This window comes from Brevundimonas sp. NIBR11 (assembly GCF_027912535.1).
Classification (GTDB): Bacteria; Pseudomonadota; Alphaproteobacteria; order Caulobacterales; family Caulobacteraceae; genus Brevundimonas.
This window is the reverse complement of record NZ_CP115465.1, coordinates 1,864,862-1,884,680: the sequence shown is the minus strand read 5'-3', so window position 1 is coordinate 1,884,680 and position 19,819 is coordinate 1,864,862. Positions and strand designations below refer to the sequence as shown.

Here is a 19,819-nt window from a genome sequence, read left to right as displayed (position 1 = left end):
CGGAGCGCGGCGCGGACCTTGCCTTAACGAGAGGTAAATCCCGTTTGGAGCGTACTCAATGGCCCGCAGCATCGCGTTCAGTGTCTCAAATCGGCTCCAGCCCATCGCAGCGGCGATCCTGTGTCTCATGGCGGCGCAACTGGTCCTCGCCTCCTGCGGCGATCCCGAGCCGATTCCTTACGCCACTCGCGTCGCGATTCAGCGCTAGGCCGCCCCAAATTCAAAGAGGAAGACGAGTGAGGTCGTAACCGGCGTTCGCGGCGGCGGCCCTGATTTCATCCGCCTCGGCCCGGCCCAAGGCGCGCATCGCCAAGGCCCAGGCGATGGTCGACCGCGTGCCCGAGCGACAATACATCAGAACCGGCTCATCGGCTTCCAGCGCCTCCGCGGCCGCACGAACGGCGTCCGGGCCCGGTATGCCCGACACTGGCGCGTGGACATAGTCTAGGCCGGCCGCGCGGACGGCGGCTTCCATCTCGGCTGACGAGGGCTGTCCCGCATCTTCGCCATCAGGCCGGTTGTTGACCACCCGACGCACGCCCATTGCAGCGAGTTCCGGCAGATCTTCAAGAGCGATCTGGGCCGAGGCCCAGACGGCCTCCGCCAGCGGTCGCGGTGAAAACATGATCGAAACCTCTCTGGACGGCGACGGGCGTGTGAACATTACCCAGCCGTAACGTGTCCTGAATGCGACACTGATTGGGCGACAACATTACACCCCGGTAATTGCGGTGGCGTGGCCAAGTTTATCGGGCCTATCAGTAGGTCAGTCTGCGACAATTTGCGTCGCACGATGATCAAAGGGTGCGGCGGAGGGCCGCACCATCGTTTCAGGAGAACGATTTTGAGAATCCAATCCATCCGGCAGCGCATGCTCGCCACCACGATGATGGGCACAGCGGCGATCATTGCCGCTGCCGCCCTGCCCGTGGTCGCGCTCGTCGCCGCGCCGACCGCAGCCGTCGCCCAAGACTATACCAACGGCACCCTGACCGGTTCGGTCGAGGGCACCAACGGCGAACCCATCTCCGGCGCCACGGTGACCGTCGTCTCCGCGGCCCAGGGCATCAGCCGTACGTCCACCACGGGCGCCAACGGCCAGTTCCGCGTTCCCCTGATTCCAACCGGCGCCTACTCGGTGACCGTCGCCGCCTCGGGCTTTGACAATGTTTCCGACAACGTCAACGTCGCGCTGGGCAACAACAGCTACGTCTTCACCCTGGGCGCCGCCGGCGCGTCGAGCGTCGATGACGTCGTCGTCACCGGGGTTCGCCGCGCGCTGGACCTGTCGCGCGCCGCCACCGGCGTATCGATCGACGTCGATCAGTTGATCGAGAACGTCCCGGTTGCGCGCAACATCACCGCCGTCACCCTGCTGGCTCCCGGCGCCGTGATCGGCGATTCGCAGTTCGCCATCGGCCAGTCGCAACTGCAAGCTCCGCCGGCGCTGGGCGGCTCCGGCCCGGCTGAGAACGCATTCTTCGTCAACGGCCTGAACATCACTAACTTCGTGACCGGCCTGGGCGGCGCGACCGTGCCGTTCGAATTCTACAAGACGGTCGAAGTGAAGACCGGTGGTTACTCCGCCGAGTTCGGCCGCGCCACCGGCGGCATCATCAACGCCACCACCAAGTCCGGCACCAACGACTTCGTCGTCGAACTGCACGGCACCTGGGCTCCGGATTCGCTGTGTGAAGACGCGCCGAACACCCCGTCGGGCCCGCAATACGCCGGCGCCGTCAACAGCCTGGGCGAGTTCGAGGAAAAGACCCTGACCCTGGAAGTCGGCGGCCCGATCATCCGTGACCGCCTGTTCGCCTACGGCATCGTGAACTACAACGACACGTCCTCGCAGGCGGCCTCGAGCGCCGGCACGACCGGGACGCTGGCCCGCGACGAGTTCAGCGACGATCCGTTCTACGGCATCAAGCTGGACGGCTACATCACCGCCGACCATCGCCTGGAGTTCACCTATTTCGACACCTCAGGCGAGCGGACCCGCTCTTCGTTCGACTACAACCCGGTTTCGGGCGTCATCGGCGGCACGCCGCTGAACACGGCCATCCTGAGCCAGGGTGGCGAGAACTGGGTCGGTCGCTACACCGGCACCTTCACCGACTGGCTGACCGTTTCGGCCGCCTATGGTGAAACCACCATCAACTCCTCCAACGCAGTTCTGCCCACCGCGGAGTCGCTGGTCCAGGACGCCCGCCTGCGTCCCGACCCCGCCAACCCGGGGCAGTTCCTCAGCAACAACAATGCGCGTCGCAGCCGCCAGACGGCCGCCGCCTCATCGACCGAGATCGCCGAACGCAAGTTCTATCGCGCAGACGCCGACGTCTATTTCGATCTGTTCGGCCAGCACCACGTTCGGTTCGGCTTCGACCATGAAGACACGACCCTGACCTCGCTCTCCATCCGGAATGGCGGCGGCAACTACGTCTACAACACCGCCTCTGCATCGACAGCAGCGTCGCTGGGCATCGCTCAGGGCCAGGAATACGCCACCCGCCGTATCTTCACCTCGGGCGGCGCCTTCGACGGCGTCAACGAAGCCTATTACATCCAGGACTCGTGGGACGTCACCGACCGCCTGAACCTGCAACTTGGCTTCCGCAACGACAACTTCGAAACGGCCAACACGGCCGGGGTCACCTTCATCGACTTCGAGAACAACTACGCGGCCCGTCTCGGCGCCACGTACGACCCGATCGGCGACGGCACGTCGAAGTTCTACGGCACCTACGGCCGTTACTTCCTGCCGCCCGTCTCGAACACCGCGTTCCGCATCGCGGCGCCGGCGATCGACATTACCGAGTTCTACCTGCCGACGGCCGGCGCCCGCTTCTTCGGCCCCACCGCAGGCGGCACAACTACGCTGGATCCGACCACCGGTCTGCCGACCGGCGGCTTCGGACCGCAGATCATCAACCGTCCGAGCTTCCAGGCCTGCCCGGCCGGCACCGGCACCTCGGCCGCAGCCGGCACCATCGCCTGCTCGGTTCGTAACAACGGCTCGCAACCCGATCCGCGCACCCTGGTCGCCACCAACCTGGAAGCGACGTATGAAGACGAGTTCATCGTCGGTTACGAATCCCAGGTCACCGACCTGTGGACGCTGGGCGTCAAGGCCATCTACCGCAACCTCGGCACGATCGCCGAAGATGCGCTGCTGGACAGCGGCGTGGTGAACTACTGCCGCCGCAACAACCTGCCGATCACCAACGCCCAGGGCACCGGCTGCTTCGATCTCTACAACGGTCAAGCGCTGTACCGCATCATCAACCCGGGCTCGGCTGCGACCATCGTGGTCGATCTGCCGAACGCCCAGGGCGTGGTGTCGCAACAGACGATCAACCTGACCGAGGCCGATCTGCCGTTCCCGACCGTGAAGCGTGAATACACGGCTCTGGAGTTCACGTTCGACCGCGCCTTCGACGGCGTGTGGGGCCTGCAAGGGTCCTACACCCTGTCCAAGTCGGAAGGTAACACCGAGGGCGGCGTCAAGTCCGACGTCGGCCAGGTCGACGCCGGCATCACGCAGGACTTCGACTTCCTGTCGTTCCTGCCAGGCTCGGCTGGTCTGCTGCCGAACCACCGCGCGCACCAGTTCAAGGTGTACGGCCAGTGGCAGGTGTTCGACAACTTCACCGTCGGCGCCAACCTTGCGGTCGCTTCGCCCCGCCACTACGGCTGCATCGGCCTGGCTCCGCCGACCTATGCCAATGGAGACGGCGCTGTCGCGAACGACTCTTACGGTGCGGCTGCCCGCTTCTGTAAGGCCAGCGATGACCCCAACTCGCCCAGCCTCGTGGTTGATCGCGGGTCTGCCAAGGAAAGCGACTGGACGACCCGCTTCGACCTCGCCCTGCGTTACTCGCTGGACGACATCGTTCCGGGCAACCTGGTTCTGCGTGCCGACATCATCAACGTCTTCAATCTGCAGGCCGTGCAGCAGATCAACGAGTTCGGCGAAGACGACTCCGGCAACCTCGACAAGACCTACGGCGCGCCGACCGTCTATCAGGCCCCTCGCTCCGTGCGCTTCGGCTTCGACTGGGCGTTCTAAACCTCAGACTGACTTCATGAGCACGACTGGGCGGCGGATCTTCGGGTCCGCCGCCCTTTTCTTTGGAAAACGGGCGCCGCAGAAAAACCATTGCGACGCTTCACGCGTTGGGTGGGGCAAATCCCAGAACAAATCACGGACCGTCCATGCGCCTTCGTCTCGCCGCCTCGATTCTCGCCCTGTCCTTCGCCGTTCAGGCCCCCGCCTTCGCGCAGCAGGATGACGGTCCGGTCGTCACTGCCCGCGACGCCGGTGAGAGCGTCGACGCTCTGAAAGCGCGCGAAGCCATCGCCTATGAGACGCCGCTGCCGCGCGGCGCGCCGACCGCCGACTATCCGCTGGTCGCCTGGTGCGCCGCCCTGGTGGAAGGGCATATCGCGCTCGGTCGAACCCTGACGACGGCCGACGATCTGGATCGCGACATCATCCGCCTGGGCGGGCTGGAGGCGGCGGATTTCCGCGACGCGCTGCGTGCCGGTCAGGCCCGCCAGACGCCCGCCACCCTGGCCGCCGCGCGCACGGCCGAAGCCGATGCGGCCGCCAAATGGGCGCCGCTGATGTCGCAGGACGACGAGCGCGCCCGCAGCGAGGCTTTCGGACTGTTCTTCGGCCTGCCGGGCCGGTGCGAACACGCCGCGCGCCGGGTGCGCGAGAACATCACCACTCCGCCGACAACCCTGCAGCAAGCGGGTCTGGACGAGGTGGGCCAGCCGGTCGCGAACTGATCTTCGCTCAGGCCGCCGCGACGCGGGGGGCCTGACCCGGTTCGTAGTTGAGGATGGGCGACAGCCAGCGTTCCGCGGTCGCCACGTCCCAACCCTTGCGGGCGGCGTAGTCCTCGACCTGATCCTGATCGATCTTGCCGACACCGAAATAGTGGCTGCCCGGGTGGCCGAAATAGAGGCCTGACACGGACGCCGGCGGCGTCATGGCGAAGCTCTCGGTCAGGGCCATGCCCGCGTTGTTTCCAGCGTCGAGCAGGCGGAACAGGGTGGCCTTCTCTGTGTGGTCGGGCTGGGCCGGGTACCCGGGGGCGGGGCGGATGCCCTGGTATTTCTCCTCGATCAGGTCCTGGATCGAGGCGGTTTCGTCGGCGGCGTAGCCCCACAGACCGACACGAACCTCCCGGTGCAGACGCTCAGCGAAGGCCTCGGCCAGTCGGTCGGCCAAGGCTGTGGCGAGGATGGCGGAATAGTCGTCGCCCGCCGCCTTGAACTCGGCGGCCTTTTGCAGCTCGCCATGGCCGGCGGTGACGGCGAAGGCGCCAATATAGTCCTGACCCGTTTCGGCGACGAAGTCCGACAGGGCCAGGTTCGGCTTGCCGTTCGACTTCTTGATCTGCTGGCGCAGGGTGTGGAAGCGGGCGATCTCTTCACCGCGCGTCTCGTCGGCATAGACGGCGACGTCGTCGCCGACGGCGTTGGCGGGCCAGAAGCCGACCACGCCCTTCGCCGTGAACCACTTCTCGTCGATGATCCGCTTCAGCATGGCCTGGGCATCGGCGAACAGGTCTTTGGCGGCCTGACCGACGACCTCGTCCTCGAGGATCAGCGGATAGCGGCCGATCAGCTCCCAGCTGGCGAAGAAAGGCGTCCAGTCGATGTGGTCGGCCAGATCCTGAAGGTCCCAGCTGTCGTAGGTGCGCACCCCCAAGAAGGACGGGGCGCCGGGCATGGTCTGGGCCGGGTCGAGCTGGAAGCGATTGGCGCGGGCCTCGACGATGCTCGCGCGCGCCTTGACCTCCTGGCCCCGGGCATACTGTTCGCGGATGCGGATGTATTCGTCGCGGGTGGCGGCTTCGTTCCTGGCCTTCTCGGTGGGGGAGAGCAGGCCCGAGACCACGCCGACGGCGCGCGAGGCGTCAATTACATAGGTGGTCGATCCGGCGGAGTAGCCCGGCTCGATCTTCACGGCCGTATGGGTCCGGCTGGTCGTCGCCCCGCCGATAAGCAGGGGGATGTCGAAGCCGCGACGTTGCATCTCACGCGCCACGAACACCATTTCGTCCAGCGACGGGGTGATCAGGCCTGACAGGCCGATGATGTCCACCTTGTGCTCGATCGCGGCGTCGAGGATGCGGTCGGCGGGCACCATGACGCCCAGGTCGATGACCTCGTAGTTGTTACACTGCAGGACCACGCCGACGATGTTCTTGCCGATGTCATGAACGTCGCCTTTCACCGTGGCCATCAGGACCTTGCCGGCCTGCTCGCGCGGCTTGCCTTCCTTTTCGGCCTCCATGAAGGGGTTCAGCCAGGCGACGGCCTGTTTCATCACCCGCGCCGACTTCACCACCTGCGGCAGGAACATCTTGCCCGAGCCGAACAGGTCGCCGACCACGTTCATCCCGTCCATCAGCGGACCTTCGATGACGTGCAGCGGCCGCTCGACCGACAGTCGGGCTTCCTCGGTATCTTCGTTGATGAACTCGGTGATGCCGTTGACCAGGGCGTGCTCTATGCGCTTGCCGACGGGCTGGTTGCGCCATTCCAGATTGACGACCTTGGGCGCGGACTTGTCGCCCTTGAAGCCCGGCGCGATGTCGACCAGCCGTTCGGTGTTGGTGACGTTTGTCCGCTGGGGCCGGTTCAGGATGACGTCTTCGACCGCTTCACGCAGCACCGGGTCGATGTCGGAATAGACCGGCAGGTCGCCGGCGTTGACGATGCCCATGTCCATGCCCGCCGCGATGGCGTGGTACAGGAAGACCGAGTGGATCGCCCGTCGCACCGGCTCGTTGCCGCGGAAGCTGAACGAGACGTTCGACACCCCGCCCGAGACGCGGGCGTGGGGCAGGGTGGCCTTGATGACCTTCACCGCCTCGATGAAGTCGACGGCGTAGTTGTCGTGCTCCTCGATCCCCGTCGCCACGGCGAAGATGTTGGGGTCGAAGATGATGTCCTCGGGCGGGAAGCCGACCTCATTCACCAGGACGTTGTAGGCGCGGGTGCAGATCTCGATCTTGCGCGCGGCGGTGTCGGCCTGACCCACCTCGTCGAAGGCCATGACCACCACTGCGGCGCCGTAGCGCATGCAGGCGACGGCCTGTTCGCGGAATTTGTCCTCCCCCTCCTTCATGGAGATCGAGTTCACGATCGGCTTGCCCTGAACGCACTTCAGGCCGGCCTCGATTACCTCCCACTTCGACGAGTCGATCATCACCGGCACGCGGGCGATGTCGGGCTCGGCCGCGATCAGGTTGAGGAAGGTGACCATGGCCTTCTCGGAATCGAGCAGGCCTTCGTCCATGTTGATGTCGATGACCGCGGCGCCGGCCTCGACCTGCTGGCGCGCGACCGCGAGGGCGGCGGTGTAGTCGCCCTCGACGATCAGCTTTTTGAACTTGGCCGATCCGGTGACGTTCGTGCGCTCACCGATGTTCAGATAGACGGGGCGCATCAGTGAACCTGAAACTCTTTGAGCATGTGAAGGATGTAGGCGGACCGGAAGCTGGTCTCGTCGGCGAGGTCTGATTGGAGGCTGGAAACGAGCGACACCACCGGCTGGCTGCGATCACCGTTCGCCGCCAGGTGCCACGCCGCTTCGCGACTGCCGTGCTGAGCGAAATTGGTCAGGGCATCGGAGGGAAGTGGATGTTCCGAATCCATGCCGAGTTGTCCGATCCACCAGCGCCAGACTTCAGCGTCTTCGGCATGGCCGATAGCATTGAGATGATCGAGCATTCTGTGAAATCGCTGCCGAGCGACTTCGACCTCGTCGTTGGACAAGCCGTGGCCCGGGCCCACACCGGGATCGGTGCTGTCAAAGAAGATGAAGAGGGCGCGCAAAGTCGTGGCGACGTCGAATGCGTCGCCAGACTCGAAGGCTTGCCAGTACAGGTTTCCAGCCTGGACGAACCGCCCGCCGACGTCGGCAGCGTGAGCTTGGTCCAACAGCCTGCTCACCCCATCATCTCGAACGGTTCAAGGCCCGACAGGCGCATGGCGACAGGGCGTTCGGGGATCGGGCGCGTGGGCAGGTGCGCGACGCCTTCGGCCACATGTTTGATGTGGTCCGGCGTGGTGCCGCAGCAGCCGCCGACGATGTTGACCAGACCGGCCTCGGCCCATTCCTCGATGAAGTGGGCGGTCTCGTGCGGCTCCTCGTCGTACTGGCCCATGGCGTTGGGCAGGCCGGCGTTGGGATAGGCGGCGACCAGGGTGTCGGCGACGCGGCTCAGTTCGGCGATGAAAGGCCGCATCAGATCGGCGCCGAGCGCGCAGTTGAACCCGATGGCGAACGGCTTAGCGTGGCGCACCGAGTTCCAGAAGGCCTCGGCCGTCTGACCCGACAGGGTGCGGCCCGAGCGGTCGGTGATGGTGCCCGAGATCCAGATCGGCAGGGCCTCCATGCCCTCGTCTTCCAGGTCCTTGATCGCCTTGATGCAGGCCTTGCAGTTCAGCGTGTCGGTGATGGTTTCGATCAGATAGAGGTCGACGCCGCCCTCGTTCAGGGCGCGGATCTGGTGGCGATAGGCCTCATAGACCTGGTCGAAGGTGACCGACCGGGCGCCGGGGTCGTTCACGTCCGACGACATCGACAGCATCTTGTTCAAGGGCCCGATCGAACCGGCGGCGAAGCGTGGCTTATGCGGCTCCTTCTCGGTCCAGCGGTCGGCGGCGGCACGGGCGAGCTTGGCGCCTTCCAGGTTGATGTCCCAGACGGCCTGGGCGTCCAGACGATAGTCCTCCTGGGCGATGGTGGTGCCGGAGAAGGTGTTGGTCTCGGAGATGTCGGCGCCCGCGCCGTAGTACTGGTCGTGCAGGTCCGAGATGACGTCCGGGCGGGTGATGCACAGGATGTCGTTGTTGCCCTTCATCTGCTCCTTTTCGTCATAGCCGTTGGCCTCGACGAAGCGGTCGCCGCGGAAGTCGTGCTCTTCCAGACCACGCCGCTGGATCATCACGCCCCAGGATCCGTCGAGGACCAGGATGCGTTCGGCGGCGGCCTTGTGCAGGGCGGCGATGCGTTCGGCGCGGGTCATTGAGCAGCTTTCTGTTCGCGGACGCCCAGGACGCGGCAGATGGCATAGACCAGGTCGGCGCGGTTCAGGGTGTAGAAGTGGAAGTCGGAGAAACCCTCTTCCTGCAGGCGGGCGCAGGTCTCGGCGGCGACGGAGGCGGCCAGCAGCTTGCGGGTCTCGGGATCGTCGTCCAAGCCCTCGAAGTGCGCTGCCAGCCAGTCGGGCACCGAGGCGCCGCACGATCCGCACATCCGCTGGAGCCCAGCGAAGTTGGACACCGGCATGATGCCGGGGATCAGGGGGATGGCTACGCCCGCCGCCCGCACCCGGTCGCGGAAGCGCAGGAAGGCGTCGATATCGAAGAAGAACTGGCTGACCGCACGGGTGGCCCCGGCGTCGATCTTGGCTTTCAGCACATCGATGTCGTGATCGATGGAGGGGCTCTCCGGGTGCTTCTCCGGATAGACGCCGACGGTGACGTCGAAGCCGCCCACGCGGCTGATGGCCTGGGTCAGTTCGGTGGCGTTGGCGTAGCCGTCGGCGCGGGGCGTGTAGATGCCGCCGATCCCGGCCGCGCCGGGCGGATCGCCGCGCAGGGCAACGATGTGGTTCACGCCGATGGCCTTGTAGTCGCGGATGACCTCGTCGACCTCCTCGCGCGAGGCGTCGACGCAGGTCAGATGGGCGGCGGGCTTCAAAGTCGTATCGGTCAGCATGCGCTGGACGGTGCGGTGGGTGCGCTCACGGGTCGAGCCGCCGGCGCCGTAGGTCACCGAGACGAAGGCCGGGTTCAGCGGCTCGAGACGGCGCACGGCCTCCCACAAGGTCTCTTCGGCCTTGTCGGTCTTGGGCGGGAAGAACTCGAAGGAGACGCGGACGGGGTTAGCGTTCTGGCCCGCGCGAGCGACAGGCCCCAGCGGCGACAGTAACAGGGCGCGGGCTTCGGCGAGTGAGGTGGCGTTGGCGGCCATCAGGCGACGCTCCTTGATGCAACGGCGGGGCGCGTCGCGGTCCAGATGGTGACGGTCAACCCGGCCGTGTCCGGCGGCAAGGCGATGGATGCGGAAGCGTCGAGACCGGCGTCGTGGAGCCAGCGCCCGATCTCCTCGTCGGCGAAGCCGAGGCGGCGGTGCTGGTGCTCCTCGCGCAGTCGTTCCAGATCGTGCGGGGCGAAGTCGACGATCAGCAGCTTGCCGCCAGGCGACACCAGACGCGCGGCCTCGGCCACGGCGGCCGACGGATCGGCGAGATAGTGAAGCACCTGATGCACCAGCACGAGGTCGGCGGACGCGGCCGGCAAACGGGTCGCGAAGATGTCGCCGTGACGCAGCTCGACCTTGTCCAGCCCGGCCTTGGCGACATTGGCCCGCGCGATGTTGAGCATGTTCTGCGACAGGTCGAGACCGATCGACATCTTCGCCCGCTTGCCCAGCAGGGTCAGCATCCGGCCCGAACCGGTGCCCAGATCGACGACCCGTTCGAACGGGCCGGGGCCCGCTGCGCGCTCGATGGCGCTCTCGACCGCCGTCTCGGAAACGTACAGCGAGCGCATGTCGTCCCAGCGGGGAGCGACCTGTTCGAAATAGGCGGCGGCGGCTTCGGAGCGTTCGTCGCGGACGGCGTCGAGGCGTTTGTGATCCGCCTCGCCCTCGCCGTCGTCCAGCAGGTCAAGAACGGTGTCGATCAGCCGACGCGCCAGCGGCTCGTGCGAGACGCGGTAGAAGACCCGCGCCCCGTCCGGGAATCGCTCGATCAGACCGGCGTCGGCCATGAGCTTCAGGTGACGCGACACGCGGGGCTGGCTCTGTTCCAGCACGCGGCTGAGTTCCATGACCGACAGTTCCTCGCCGGCCAGCAGAGACAGGATGCGCAGCCGCGTCGGCTCGCCGGCGGCGCGCAGAGCTTCGACTGTCTGATCGGCGGTCAGCGACATGGTATAATCATATAAGGATATCCTTATATGATGTGAAGCGGAAACCTCAGCCCTTGGTGACCGCCTGCCAGTTCCGGAAATCGGCGTGGGCCTTGGAGGGCGGCACGGGCTCCGGCGGCGAGGCGTCGGGCAGGGGCGCGAGCCGGCGCTTGTTGACGTGCTCGACAGGCGCCTCGGCGATCTTGTCCGGGAACTCGCCCCGGAAATAGAACCGCTGCCACGCCTGTTTGATCGCCTCGGGGTCGCCGGCCGCCATGCGGGTGTTGAAGTCGGTCCGCACCTCCGACCATTTCCGGTACTGCAGGGCCAGGTCGCCCTCCGGGTCCATCGAGGCCCGAACAGGGGTGAAGGCGGCGACCTTCTGGTGCGCCACGGGCTGCAGGAAGCAGAAGGGCTCGTCCTTCTCGAACCGCACCACGCCGGGCGCGGTGAAACGCCAGTTCATCGTGAAGGGGTACGGCAGCCAGTCGGTCTCGGTCAGCCCCTCAAGCGCCTGGATACCGTGCTTGAACCGGTTCGGCACCCCCGACGCCCGCAGGGCCCAACCCGGCGGCGTCCGGAACAACCAGCCGGTGTGGAACGTCAGCACCCCCTCGGTGAAGTGCGACGCGGCGAAATGCTCGAAGAAGGTCGCATCGGCGTGTGGTCTGAACTGGATGGCGTTCGCGCCCATGCGCCCGTCCCACTCGGCCTCGAAACCGAACGGGCAGAGCAGTTCCCACCCCGTGGTGTTGGCCATGGTCAGGGGCAGGCAGCGGTACGGGTGACGGCCCGCGAACTCGTCCATCCAGTCGCGCTCGGTCCGGCCGGGGACCATGCGCGGCGGATCCTCCCGCATCGGATAGCATTCCAGCGTCAGTTCGGTCTCGGTCGCGATGTCGGTCAAGGGCGTGTCCCGTGAGAGGCGGCGTTACCCTGCCGTGAGGAACGCGGCCTTCGCAAGGCCGCGCCTAACGAGCGCGTGCGACCGGCGTGATCAGCGGCTCTCCGGCCACGGCGGCCGCGAGATTGCGCATCAGCAGCATGACCATGCCTTGCACCGCCTCGCCCGTGGCACCGGCCGTGTGCGGTGTCAGTATGACGTTGGGCACGTCCGCCCAGCGGGCGGCGTCTGTCGGCTCGGTCTCGAACACGTCCAGCGCGGCCTGACCCAGCCGCCCGGCCTTCAAGGCCGCGATCAGGCCGTCCTCGTCCACCAGCGACCCGCGCGCCACATTGACCAGAAGGCCGCTCGACCCCAGCGCTTCGATGACCTCGGCCGATATTAGTCCGCGATTGGTCTCGTCCGCGCGGCAGGCGACGACCAGCACGTCCGAATCACGCGCCAGCTCGACCAGCGACGCCGCGCGGGGCCAGGGTGATTCCTTCGCACGCGGTCCCCACCAGGCGACCGGACAGCCCAGGGCCTCGACACGTTTCGCGACCGCCTCGCCGATGGCGCCCAGACCGACGATGCCGACGCGTTTGCCCTTCATCGAAGGCGTGATCAATCGTTCCTCGAAACGCCACTGCCCGGCCTTCAGCGACCTGTCCCCGTCCACGATCCGCCGTACGGAGGCGAGGATCAGGCCCACGGCGTGGTCCGCCACATCTTCGTGGTTGACTGCCGGGGCGTGGGTGACTGCCAAGCCGCGCGCCTCGCACCAGTCCAGGTCGACGCCGTCGTAGCCGGAGGTGAAACAGGCCAGCAGCTTCAGGTTCGGCAAACGCTCGATCACCGCCGTATCCAGCGGCGCCTCGCCCAGAACGACGGCGGCCTCGATCAACTCCTGCGCCTCTACCGGCGGGTGCTCCCAAAGCCGGTGGACGTTGTAGGCGCTCTCAAGCAACGGGCCGAGCAGTCCGAGCGGCGACTGCATGATCAGAACGTGAGGGCGGTGGGGCATGGCGCGATCCTAGCCCCCGCCGACCGCCGGCGGGAGGGGGCGAATGCGCGGTGTCAGGCCCATTCGAGGTCGAGGTGAGCGCGATGCAGCCCCGGCAGGTCGTCGTCGGGCGTCACGAACAGTAGCCCATCCAGCACGGGAACGGCGGGCGCCGGCGTCGGCGACGGTATGTGGTCCAGCTCGTCGGCCGTGCCGAAGACGCCGTCGGGCTGGGCCGGCAGGACGAAGGCGTCCTCGTGCCCGGTCCGGGCCGTCAGACCCAGGTCCGCCGGGTCATAGAGCCATCCGTCGTCGACCTGGCCCGGCAGGATCTGGGCGTCGTCCAGCCCCTTGACGAGGCTGTCTTCGACCGGCGTTCCGACGTAGCCTTGGTACCGAATGCCGCCCAGCCAAAACGCCGCCGTAAGGCCGATGTGTTCGACGCTCTCGGAGAAGTTCAGCAGCATCTGGGCCCGGCTGGTCCCCGAGTTCAACGCCGCCGTCCAACTGGCCAGCCCGCCCGCGTCGGGCTCCCGGTCCAGGCAGAACTGGTACATCTGGCGCACGAACTGCTCGTTGGACACCGTGCCGTAGCGCTGCTGGAACTCGGCCGATGCGGCGAAGGCGGCGGCGATGTCGATCAAGGCCATGCCGGCCTTCAGATTGGCGGTCCAGGTCGCCAGGCCGAAAGGGTCGGGCAGGCGGTCGAAGGTCGCGTCGTACATCCGCGCGATGATCTGGGCCTGCAAATCCGGCACCCACAGACCGGCCGCGAGCGTCGCCGCCGTGCGCCCCTGGTGCTCGGCGCTCTCGGAGAAGGCGACCACCATCTGGCCGCGACTGGCGCCGCCGTTCATGACCCCGACCCAGTGAGAAATTCCGGCCGGATCGCCCTCGCGGCCCAGGGCGAAACGGTACATCTGTTCGACGAACTGCTGATTGTTCAGGGCGCCAAAGCGGGCCTGGAACTCGGCCGAGCCGACGAACAGATTGGCCAGCCCCTCGATCCCCAGACGGGCCAGGTTGGCGACGTTCGATTCCAGCCCGCCCTGATCCGGAACCCGGTTCAGGGTGGCGCTGTACAGCCGCATCACCTGGGCCGAAGCGCTGGAGGCGTCGAAGGTCAGGATCCCGTCTACGAACCGCGCCTCCTCGATGGCGATCAGGGTGTCGGGCGTCTCGGCACGACGCAGTCCGGAATAGACGGCGATGTCGAACCCGGCCCCGCCGTCCAGGATGTCCGCCCCGCCATTGCCACGCAGAATGTCGTTGCCCGCCCCGCCACGAAGGGTGTCAGCATAGGCGCCGCCGGTCAGCACGTCGGCGCCGGACCCGCCGGTCACGTTCAGACGCTCGATATTCAGTAGGGTGATCGTCTGGCTCTGCCCTGCAGGCAGGGAACTGGGGGCAGTGAAGCTGGTCGTGTTCAGAGTGATCGTGATCGCGGTCGTCCGGCTGGAATAGTCCGCCTGGAAGGTGTCGACGCCCGCGCCGCCGTTGATGATCGGCAGCCAGGTCTGGTCGTATATGGCGTCGCGGATGGTGGCGACGCCCTGGTCTTCCAGAACCGCGAGGTCGAGCGCGCCGATCGTGTACCGGAAGCCGTTCAGGAAGGCGACACCGTTCATCAGGGTGGCTGGAACCAGTTCCGCCCCCGCTCCGGGCCGATTCCCGTAGTGGGCGTGGTTGCCGGTCGTCAGGGGCAGGGGACCGCCATACGCAGCCAGGGTGTTCGGGCCGACGAAATAGCCCAGAGACCCGCCGCTGTAGTCCGAGCGCAAATCATAAGCGGTGCGATAGTTGTGGGTCGCGGCCGGACCATATCCGTTGAACCCGAGGCAGTGACCGATCTCGTGCAGGAAGACACTGAAGGCGTCGGTTCGATTGTTCGGAATGTCGTTGGATGTGTTCAGGGTCGTGTCGAAGAACAACACTTCGCGCAGATAGTCGATGTCGCATTCGATGTTGAAATCCGAGGACGTCCCGTTCGAGTTCACGCCGGTGCGGAGTTCCTCGTTGAACACCGGCTCGGCGATGATTCGGCCATCGGCCAGAGTGCCCACGGTGATATTGCTGACTGTGCCGCCCTGGGCGCGGCCTGACGTCGTCTGGTCGATGACGCTCAGCCGGATCCGGGGCGCCAGTTCGGTCCCCAGCACCGCCGCCCAAGAGGCCCAGGCCGCCGTCAGGATGTTGGTCAGGGCTGTGATCTCCGCCGTGGTCGCGTTGGCGGTGTTGATGATCTCGAACTGGATCGGCGCGACAGTCCCCAGAGCGTCCGGTGCGGTCGGCGTCGTGAGCGGACCCCAGGGCATGGTCGGCGCGTCGAACGAAGGCGCGAGAAATCGATCGGCGATCAGCATTGGTTTTCCCCCCGGATACGAGACGCGCGCCCGGATGAGCCCGGTCAGCATCGGTCGTCCGACTCATCGTCTAAAATCAATGTTCTATCAAGGGTGGCGCCGTCACCCAGATGCTCCGCGTGGACAGAAAACCCTCTGTCCATCATAGACGCGCCGTGCAGACGCCCGCCGCTCCGACCCGTCGCCTCGATCTGGACTGGATCCGGCTGTCGGCGTTCGGCCTGTTGATCCTGTACCATGTGGGTCTGGTCTACGCGCCGTACGACTGGCACGTGCACTCGACCCACACCTTCGAATGGATGCGCGAGGGAGTGCTGGTCACCAATCCGTGGCGGCTGACGCTGCTGTTTCTGGTTTCCGGGGCTGCGCTGCGGTTCATGACCGCGCGGCGGACGGCGGGTCAGGTGGCGCGGGCGCGGGCGGAGCGGCTTCTGCCGCCGCTGATCTTCGGAACCCTCGTCCTTGTGCCGATCCAGTCCTGGATCGAGGCCATGGACAAGGGCGGCTGGACCGGCGACTCGCTAAGCTGGTGGTGGCATGAGTTTAGCCTGTCGGGCCTGTCCAACGGCGTGCCCGTCAACCACCTGTGGTTCATCATCTATATCGCGGTCTATAGCGCCGTGACGGTCCTCCTGATGCTCCGCCCCGCCCTCATGGCGCGGGTCGAAACGGGGCTGACGCGGCTGTTGTCCGGCTGGCGGGTGATCGCGGTCCCAATCCTCTATCTGATCGTCATCCGCCTGATCCTGTTCCCGATGTTCGGCTTGACGAACCGGCTGACGCACGACTGGTACAACCATTCCCTGTCGCTGGGCGCCTTCCTGTTCGGCTTCCTGGTGGTGCGCCATGAGGGCGTGTGGCGCGATCTGGAGCGGTATCGCTGGGGCGGGGTCGGTCTGGCGGTCGTGGCCCTGCCGATCATGATGCTGCAGACTGCGCATCCAGGGGGAGGGGCCTTCTGGGGCATTCCGCGCGGGGTCGTCTTCGCCATCGACCAGTGGGCGGTGATCGCAGCCATCCTCGGCTTCGGCAGCCTTTATCTGCGTCAGGCCGACAGCCCCGTGCTGCGCTATCTGAGCGACGCGGTCTTCACCTGCTATCTGGCCCACCAGACCATCCTCGTGGTGGCGGTGTGGTTCATCCAGAACCGAGGCTGGCCGGCCTGGGTCGAGGCGCCGGTCCTGACCGTCGTCACCATCGGCGGCAGCCTGCTGATCTACGAGATCGTGCGCCGAATCCCCCTCATTCGCCCGATCTGGGGCCTCAAGCCACGACAGCCCTCTCGCCCGGCTCAGGCCGAAATGCAGGCCGCCCGCGACGGTGATCCCGCGTGAGGTTCGTGGACCCCAGGTGGCGACAGGCGGCGCGCGCGCTGCTGCTGGTCGGCGTCGCGGCCCCGATCTTCGCCCTGGCGGCCGTATTGATCGCGGCGTTCTCCTACGCCGGGTTCGATCACGCGCGTCAGTATCTCAGCGAGCTGGGCGGTCAGTCCGCGGCCTATCCGTGGATCTTCAACTACGGGGTCTTGATCGCGGGGGTGATGACGGGCGTAGCCGGCCTCGGCTTCGGGCTGGCGGTCGTGATTCTGACCCGGTCGCCCCTGTCGGCGTTCATTGTGGGCCTGTTGTTCGTGCTGGCGGGCCTCGGGCTGGTGATGTCGAGCCTCTATCCGTGGCCCGATCCCCGGCACATGGCGATCAACATGGGGCTGGGCATCCAGCTGGCGCCGGTATTCCTTTTGTTCGCACTGCGTCAGAGCCTCGAGCTGACCCGATTGAAACGGTTCCTGCTGGTGGTTTTCGTCTTCATGGCGGTGTTGACGGTCCTGACCAAACACCTCGTGTTTCCCGGAACCGTCAATGATTTCAACGTCGGGTACTGGGAGCGGGCCTTCGCCATCGTTCTTGTCGGTTGGGTCGGGGTCGCTGCTCACCTGATGAGGCGCGCCCTGCCGCGCTGACGTGGCCGGTGTCGCGACAACGCAATTGCAACAAAAAGCGTCGTTATCACCATTCCGTGATTGAAAATCGCGGAAGAGTGAACGAGAGTGTGAGGATGGTGCGGCGCAACAATTGCGCGCCTTCCTCCGCACCTGACGTGGGGAATACAGAATGAGCGGCCACGCTTCGACGGCGCGGGTCTATGACCGCGACGATCAAGTCCAGATCGTCCCGTCCTACGCAGGCGGCAGCCCCTGGCTGCCCGCGCACGCCCCTCTGGCCATGCCGCGCCAGACGTTCCACGACGCCTCGCGTCAGGTCACGAACCGATTGGCCTCGCGTCCCGACGGCCTGCTGACCCGCCGGTTCATCGTCTTCGGTTCCACCTTCGCAGTCGCCCTCCTGGCCATGATCGCGCCCGTCATTCTCTGCGCGCGCGAAGGCTTCCAGCCGCTCGAGATCGTGGCCTTGGGCCTTTTCGCCGTGCTGATCCTGTCGATCGCCTGCTGGTTCTGCTCGACGTTCGCCGGTCTGGTGGTGCTGCTGAACGGCCGCGAGCAGGACGACATGGACTTCGCGCCGTATCCGCCGCTCCCCACGCGCCGCACCGCGCTTCTGATGCCGCTTTACAACGAGGACGCGGACGAGGCCTTGGCCCGCCTGGCCGCGCTGGACGCCTCCCTGGCCCGCTTGGGCGCCTCGGACGCCTTCGACCTGTTCGTGCTCAGCGATTCGACCAAGGACGCCGCCGCCGCCGCCGAACTGTCGGCCTGCATGGCGCTGCGGGCCCAGTCGGGCAGCAAGCTCTACTATCGCCGCCGCACCGAGAACATCGAGCGCAAGGCCGGCAACATCGCCGACTGGACCCGCACCTTCGGCGGCGCCTATGACTTCATGATCGTGCTGGACGCCGACTCGACCATGGCCGGCGAGACCGTCCTGCGTCTGGTCGACGCCATGGAGCGCAATCCGGGCGTGGGCCTGATCCAGACCGCCCCGACCATCATCAAGTCCCAGACCCTCTTCGCCCGCCTGTCGCAGTTCGGCGTGCGCCTGTACGGCCGCGTCGCCGCCGCCGGCCTGGCCTGGTGGGCCGGTTCGGACGCCAGCTACTGGGGTCACAACGCCATCCTGCGCACCCGCGCCTTCGCCGACTGCGCCGGTTTGCCGGAACTGGAAGGTCGCAAGCCCTTCGGCGGCCACATCATGAGCCACGACGTCGTCGAGGCGGCCCTGATGCGCCGCGCCGGCTGGGCCGTCCACGTCACGGCCGCCCTGGATGGATCGTGCGAAGAGACGCCGCCGACCCTGACCGACTTCATCCGCCGCGATCACCGCTGGTGCCAGGGCAACCTGCAGCACCTGGCCCTGATCGGCGCCAAGGGTCTGAACCCGATCAGCCGCCTGCAACTGGCCATGGGCTGCATGGCCTATCTGTCCTCCCCCCTGTGGCTGGCCTCGCTGATCGTCGGCATGGCCATGCAACTGCAGGGTCCGGTGGACTGGACCTCGTTCTTCTACATCCTGAACCCGCAGCTTTCGCCCTTCATGCTGGCCTCGCTGCTGGGCGGGGTGATGCTGATGGGTCCCAAATTGATGGGCTTCGTCCTGGTCTTGACCCGCCCGGGCGAGCGCAAGGCCTTCGGCGGCGCGCGCCAGATCATCAAGGGCATGGCCCTGGAAATCGCCCTCTCGGCGGCTCTGGCCCCCATCCTGATGGTCGCCAACACCAGGGCCGTCATTCAGATCGTCAGCGGTCATGACGCCGGCTGGGGCACGCAACAGCGCAGCGCCGACGGCCTGGCCTGGTCCGACGCCTTCAAGGCGATGCGCTGGCAGATGATCACCGGCGTGATGTTTAGCCTGGGTCTGGTCGTCCGGCCCGACCTGGCGACCTGGTTCGCCCCGATCGTCCTGCCGCTGCTGTTCGCCGCCCCGATCGCGGTCTTCACCTCCCGCCGCCGCACCGGCGAGGCTTTCGCCAAAAAAGGCTGGCTGGTCACGCCGGACGAGGACACGGTCGCCGTTTCGCCTGCGGTCCTCTTTCCCGCCGGTCGTCCGGTGTTCGAAGGTCAGGCCCCGGTCTGGGCCCGCCGTCTGGCCCGCGCCGGCTGAAGAATAGGGGACCTTGCCGCCGGCCCGGGTCCCCTTCTCAACTCCGGCCGATAGACCGGGGTCACGGTAAGGTTTCGAAAATTGACTTCGCGGCCGGGTCGGTGAGGATCAGGGCATGGAAGCCCGCATCGCCATCCCGCTTGTGGCCGCCGCTGTACTAGGCCTCTCCGCCTGCAACGCAGCAGTCTCGCCGCCCGCCGACGAGCCCGCGTCCACACAGGCGACAGCCAACGTCGAGGGCCTGCGCGATGGGCAGACGACGCTGGCGGTAGGACAGACGCTGACCATCAGTCTGCCGAGCAATGCGACGACGGGTTACCGCTGGCAGGTCGCCGGTGTCGATGGCGGTGTCCTGCTTCCCGGCGCGCCGTTCGGGGAGGAGATCACCGACGCGCACCGGCCGGGCATGGTCGGCGTGGGCGGACAGACCATATGGCAGTTCCAGGCTGTCCGCCCCGGCACGACGACCCTGGCCTTCACCTACGGACGGTCATGGGAGCGGGATACGCCCCCGGCAGAGACCGCGACCTATACGATCACGGTCCGCTGATGCTCGGAAATCAAGGTCGCC

At 66.5% G+C, this 19,819-nt stretch carries 16 protein-coding genes; 7 read left to right on the top strand and 9 right to left on the bottom strand.

From position 1 onward, the window contains the following. The first annotated feature begins 58 nt into the window (after nucleotides 1-58). Nucleotides 59-208 (top strand): hypothetical protein, encoded by a 150-nt coding sequence (locus tag O5O43_RS09565; RefSeq protein ID WP_271083661.1) that lies wholly within the window; start codon nucleotides 59-61, stop codon nucleotides 206-208. A gap of 12 nt (nucleotides 209-220) precedes the next feature. Here the strand turns inward: O5O43_RS09565 and O5O43_RS09560 are convergent, their stop codons facing one another. Further along, entirely contained in the window at nucleotides 221-625 is a 405-nt protein-coding gene (locus O5O43_RS09560) for a TIGR01244 family sulfur transferase (protein ID WP_271083660.1), read from the bottom strand. A gap of 219 nt (nucleotides 626-844) precedes the next feature. On the opposite strand from O5O43_RS09560, the gene O5O43_RS09555 reads away from it, so the two are divergent. Both O5O43_RS09555 and O5O43_RS09550 read left to right on the top strand, forming a co-directional pair. Next, nucleotides 845-4,069, top strand: a complete 3,225-nt coding sequence (locus O5O43_RS09555; protein ID WP_271083659.1) for a carboxypeptidase regulatory-like domain-containing protein — start codon at nucleotides 845-847, stop codon at nucleotides 4,067-4,069. A gap of 146 nt (nucleotides 4,070-4,215) precedes the next feature. Continuing rightward, entirely contained in the window at nucleotides 4,216-4,794 is a 579-nt protein-coding gene (locus O5O43_RS09550; protein WP_271083658.1) for a hypothetical protein, read from the top strand. Nucleotides 4,795-4,801: 7 nt separating this feature from the next. Here the strand turns inward: O5O43_RS09550 and metH are convergent, their stop codons facing one another. The 8 genes from metH to O5O43_RS09510 all read right to left on the bottom strand — a co-directional run bounded on the left by metH (nucleotide 4,802) and on the right by O5O43_RS09510 (nucleotide 15,193). Further along, nucleotides 4,802-7,543, bottom strand: a complete 2,742-nt coding sequence (gene metH / locus O5O43_RS09545) for a methionine synthase (protein WP_271086416.1) — start codon at nucleotides 7,541-7,543, stop codon at nucleotides 4,802-4,804. Further along, a complete protein-coding gene (locus tag O5O43_RS09540) occupies nucleotides 7,468-7,962 on the bottom strand; it encodes a hypothetical protein (protein ID WP_271083657.1) in 495 nt (164 codons plus the stop codon). The genes metH and O5O43_RS09540 overlap by 76 nt, the downstream gene beginning before the upstream one ends. A gap of 8 nt (nucleotides 7,963-7,970) precedes the next feature. After that, the gene (locus O5O43_RS09535; protein WP_271083656.1) at nucleotides 7,971-9,053 is read right to left on the bottom strand and encodes a homocysteine S-methyltransferase family protein; all 1,083 of its coding nucleotides are present in this window, start codon (nucleotides 9,051-9,053) and stop codon (nucleotides 7,971-7,973) included. Further along, the gene (gene metF, locus O5O43_RS09530) at nucleotides 9,050-10,003 is read right to left on the bottom strand and encodes a methylenetetrahydrofolate reductase [NAD(P)H] (protein WP_271083655.1); all 954 of its coding nucleotides are present in this window, start codon (nucleotides 10,001-10,003) and stop codon (nucleotides 9,050-9,052) included. The genes O5O43_RS09535 and metF overlap by 4 nt, the downstream gene beginning before the upstream one ends. After that, nucleotides 10,003-10,965 carry a metalloregulator ArsR/SmtB family transcription factor gene (locus tag O5O43_RS09525; protein ID WP_271083654.1) on the bottom strand — a complete coding sequence of 321 codons (963 nt, stop codon included), beginning with the start codon at nucleotides 10,963-10,965 and terminating at the stop codon, nucleotides 10,003-10,005. The genes metF and O5O43_RS09525 overlap by 1 nt, the downstream gene beginning before the upstream one ends. A 46-nt stretch (nucleotides 10,966-11,011) precedes the next feature. Further along, nucleotides 11,012-11,824 (bottom strand): DUF6065 family protein, encoded by an 813-nt coding sequence (locus O5O43_RS09520; protein ID WP_271086415.1) that lies wholly within the window; start codon nucleotides 11,822-11,824, stop codon nucleotides 11,012-11,014. A gap of 91 nt (nucleotides 11,825-11,915) precedes the next feature. Then, nucleotides 11,916-12,851, bottom strand: a complete 936-nt coding sequence (locus O5O43_RS09515; protein ID WP_271083653.1) for a 2-hydroxyacid dehydrogenase — start codon at nucleotides 12,849-12,851, stop codon at nucleotides 11,916-11,918. A gap of 53 nt (nucleotides 12,852-12,904) precedes the next feature. Further along, entirely contained in the window at nucleotides 12,905-15,193 is a 2,289-nt protein-coding gene (locus O5O43_RS09510; RefSeq protein ID WP_271083652.1) for a DUF4214 domain-containing protein, read from the bottom strand. A 155-nt stretch (nucleotides 15,194-15,348) separates the two neighbouring features. On the opposite strand from O5O43_RS09510, the gene O5O43_RS09505 reads away from it, so the two are divergent. The 4 genes from O5O43_RS09505 to O5O43_RS09490 all read left to right on the top strand — a co-directional run bounded on the left by O5O43_RS09505 (nucleotide 15,349) and on the right by O5O43_RS09490 (nucleotide 19,798). Further along, nucleotides 15,349-16,527, top strand: coding sequence for an acyltransferase family protein (locus O5O43_RS09505; protein ID WP_271083651.1), 1,179 nt, complete (start codon nucleotides 15,349-15,351; stop codon nucleotides 16,525-16,527). Then, nucleotides 16,524-17,153 carry a DUF998 domain-containing protein gene (locus O5O43_RS09500; protein WP_271083650.1) on the top strand — a complete coding sequence of 210 codons (630 nt, stop codon included), beginning with the start codon at nucleotides 16,524-16,526 and terminating at the stop codon, nucleotides 17,151-17,153. The genes O5O43_RS09505 and O5O43_RS09500 overlap by 4 nt, the downstream gene beginning before the upstream one ends. A 151-nt stretch (nucleotides 17,154-17,304) precedes the next feature. Continuing rightward, a complete protein-coding gene (gene mdoH, locus O5O43_RS09495) occupies nucleotides 17,305-19,248 on the top strand; it encodes a glucans biosynthesis glucosyltransferase MdoH (protein WP_271083649.1) in 1,944 nt (647 codons plus the stop codon). A 115-nt stretch (nucleotides 19,249-19,363) separates the two neighbouring features. After that, nucleotides 19,364-19,798 carry a protease inhibitor I42 family protein gene (locus tag O5O43_RS09490; protein WP_271083648.1) on the top strand — a complete coding sequence of 145 codons (435 nt, stop codon included), beginning with the start codon at nucleotides 19,364-19,366 and terminating at the stop codon, nucleotides 19,796-19,798. Nucleotides 19,799-19,819: the final 21 nt, after the last annotated feature.

Bases quoted from the DNA above. Each gene is read 5' to 3' on its own strand.
- O5O43_RS09565 (WP_271083661.1), top strand. From the start codon at position 59: ATGGCCCGCAGCATCGCGTTCAGTGTCTCAAATCGGCTCCAGCCCATC.
- O5O43_RS09560 (WP_271083660.1), bottom strand. From the start codon at position 625: ATGTTTTCACCGCGACCGCTGGCGGAGGCCGTCTGGGCCTCGGCCCAG.
- O5O43_RS09550 (WP_271083658.1), top strand. From the start codon at position 4,216: ATGCGCCTTCGTCTCGCCGCCTCGATTCTCGCCCTGTCCTTCGCCGTT.
- O5O43_RS09535 (WP_271083656.1), bottom strand. From the start codon at position 9,053: ATGACCCGCGCCGAACGCATCGCCGCCCTGCACAAGGCCGCCGCCGAA.
- metF (WP_271083655.1), bottom strand. From the start codon at position 10,003: ATGGCCGCCAACGCCACCTCACTCGCCGAAGCCCGCGCCCTGTTACTG.
- O5O43_RS09525 (WP_271083654.1), bottom strand. From the start codon at position 10,965: ATGTCGCTGACCGCCGATCAGACAGTCGAAGCTCTGCGCGCCGCCGGC.
- O5O43_RS09515 (WP_271083653.1), bottom strand. From the start codon at position 12,851: ATGCCCCACCGCCCTCACGTTCTGATCATGCAGTCGCCGCTCGGACTG.
- O5O43_RS09510 (WP_271083652.1), bottom strand. From the start codon at position 15,193: ATGCTGATCGCCGATCGATTTCTCGCGCCTTCGTTCGACGCGCCGACC.
- mdoH (WP_271083649.1), top strand. From the start codon at position 17,305: ATGAGCGGCCACGCTTCGACGGCGCGGGTCTATGACCGCGACGATCAA.
- O5O43_RS09490 (WP_271083648.1), top strand. From the start codon at position 19,364: ATGGAAGCCCGCATCGCCATCCCGCTTGTGGCCGCCGCTGTACTAGGC.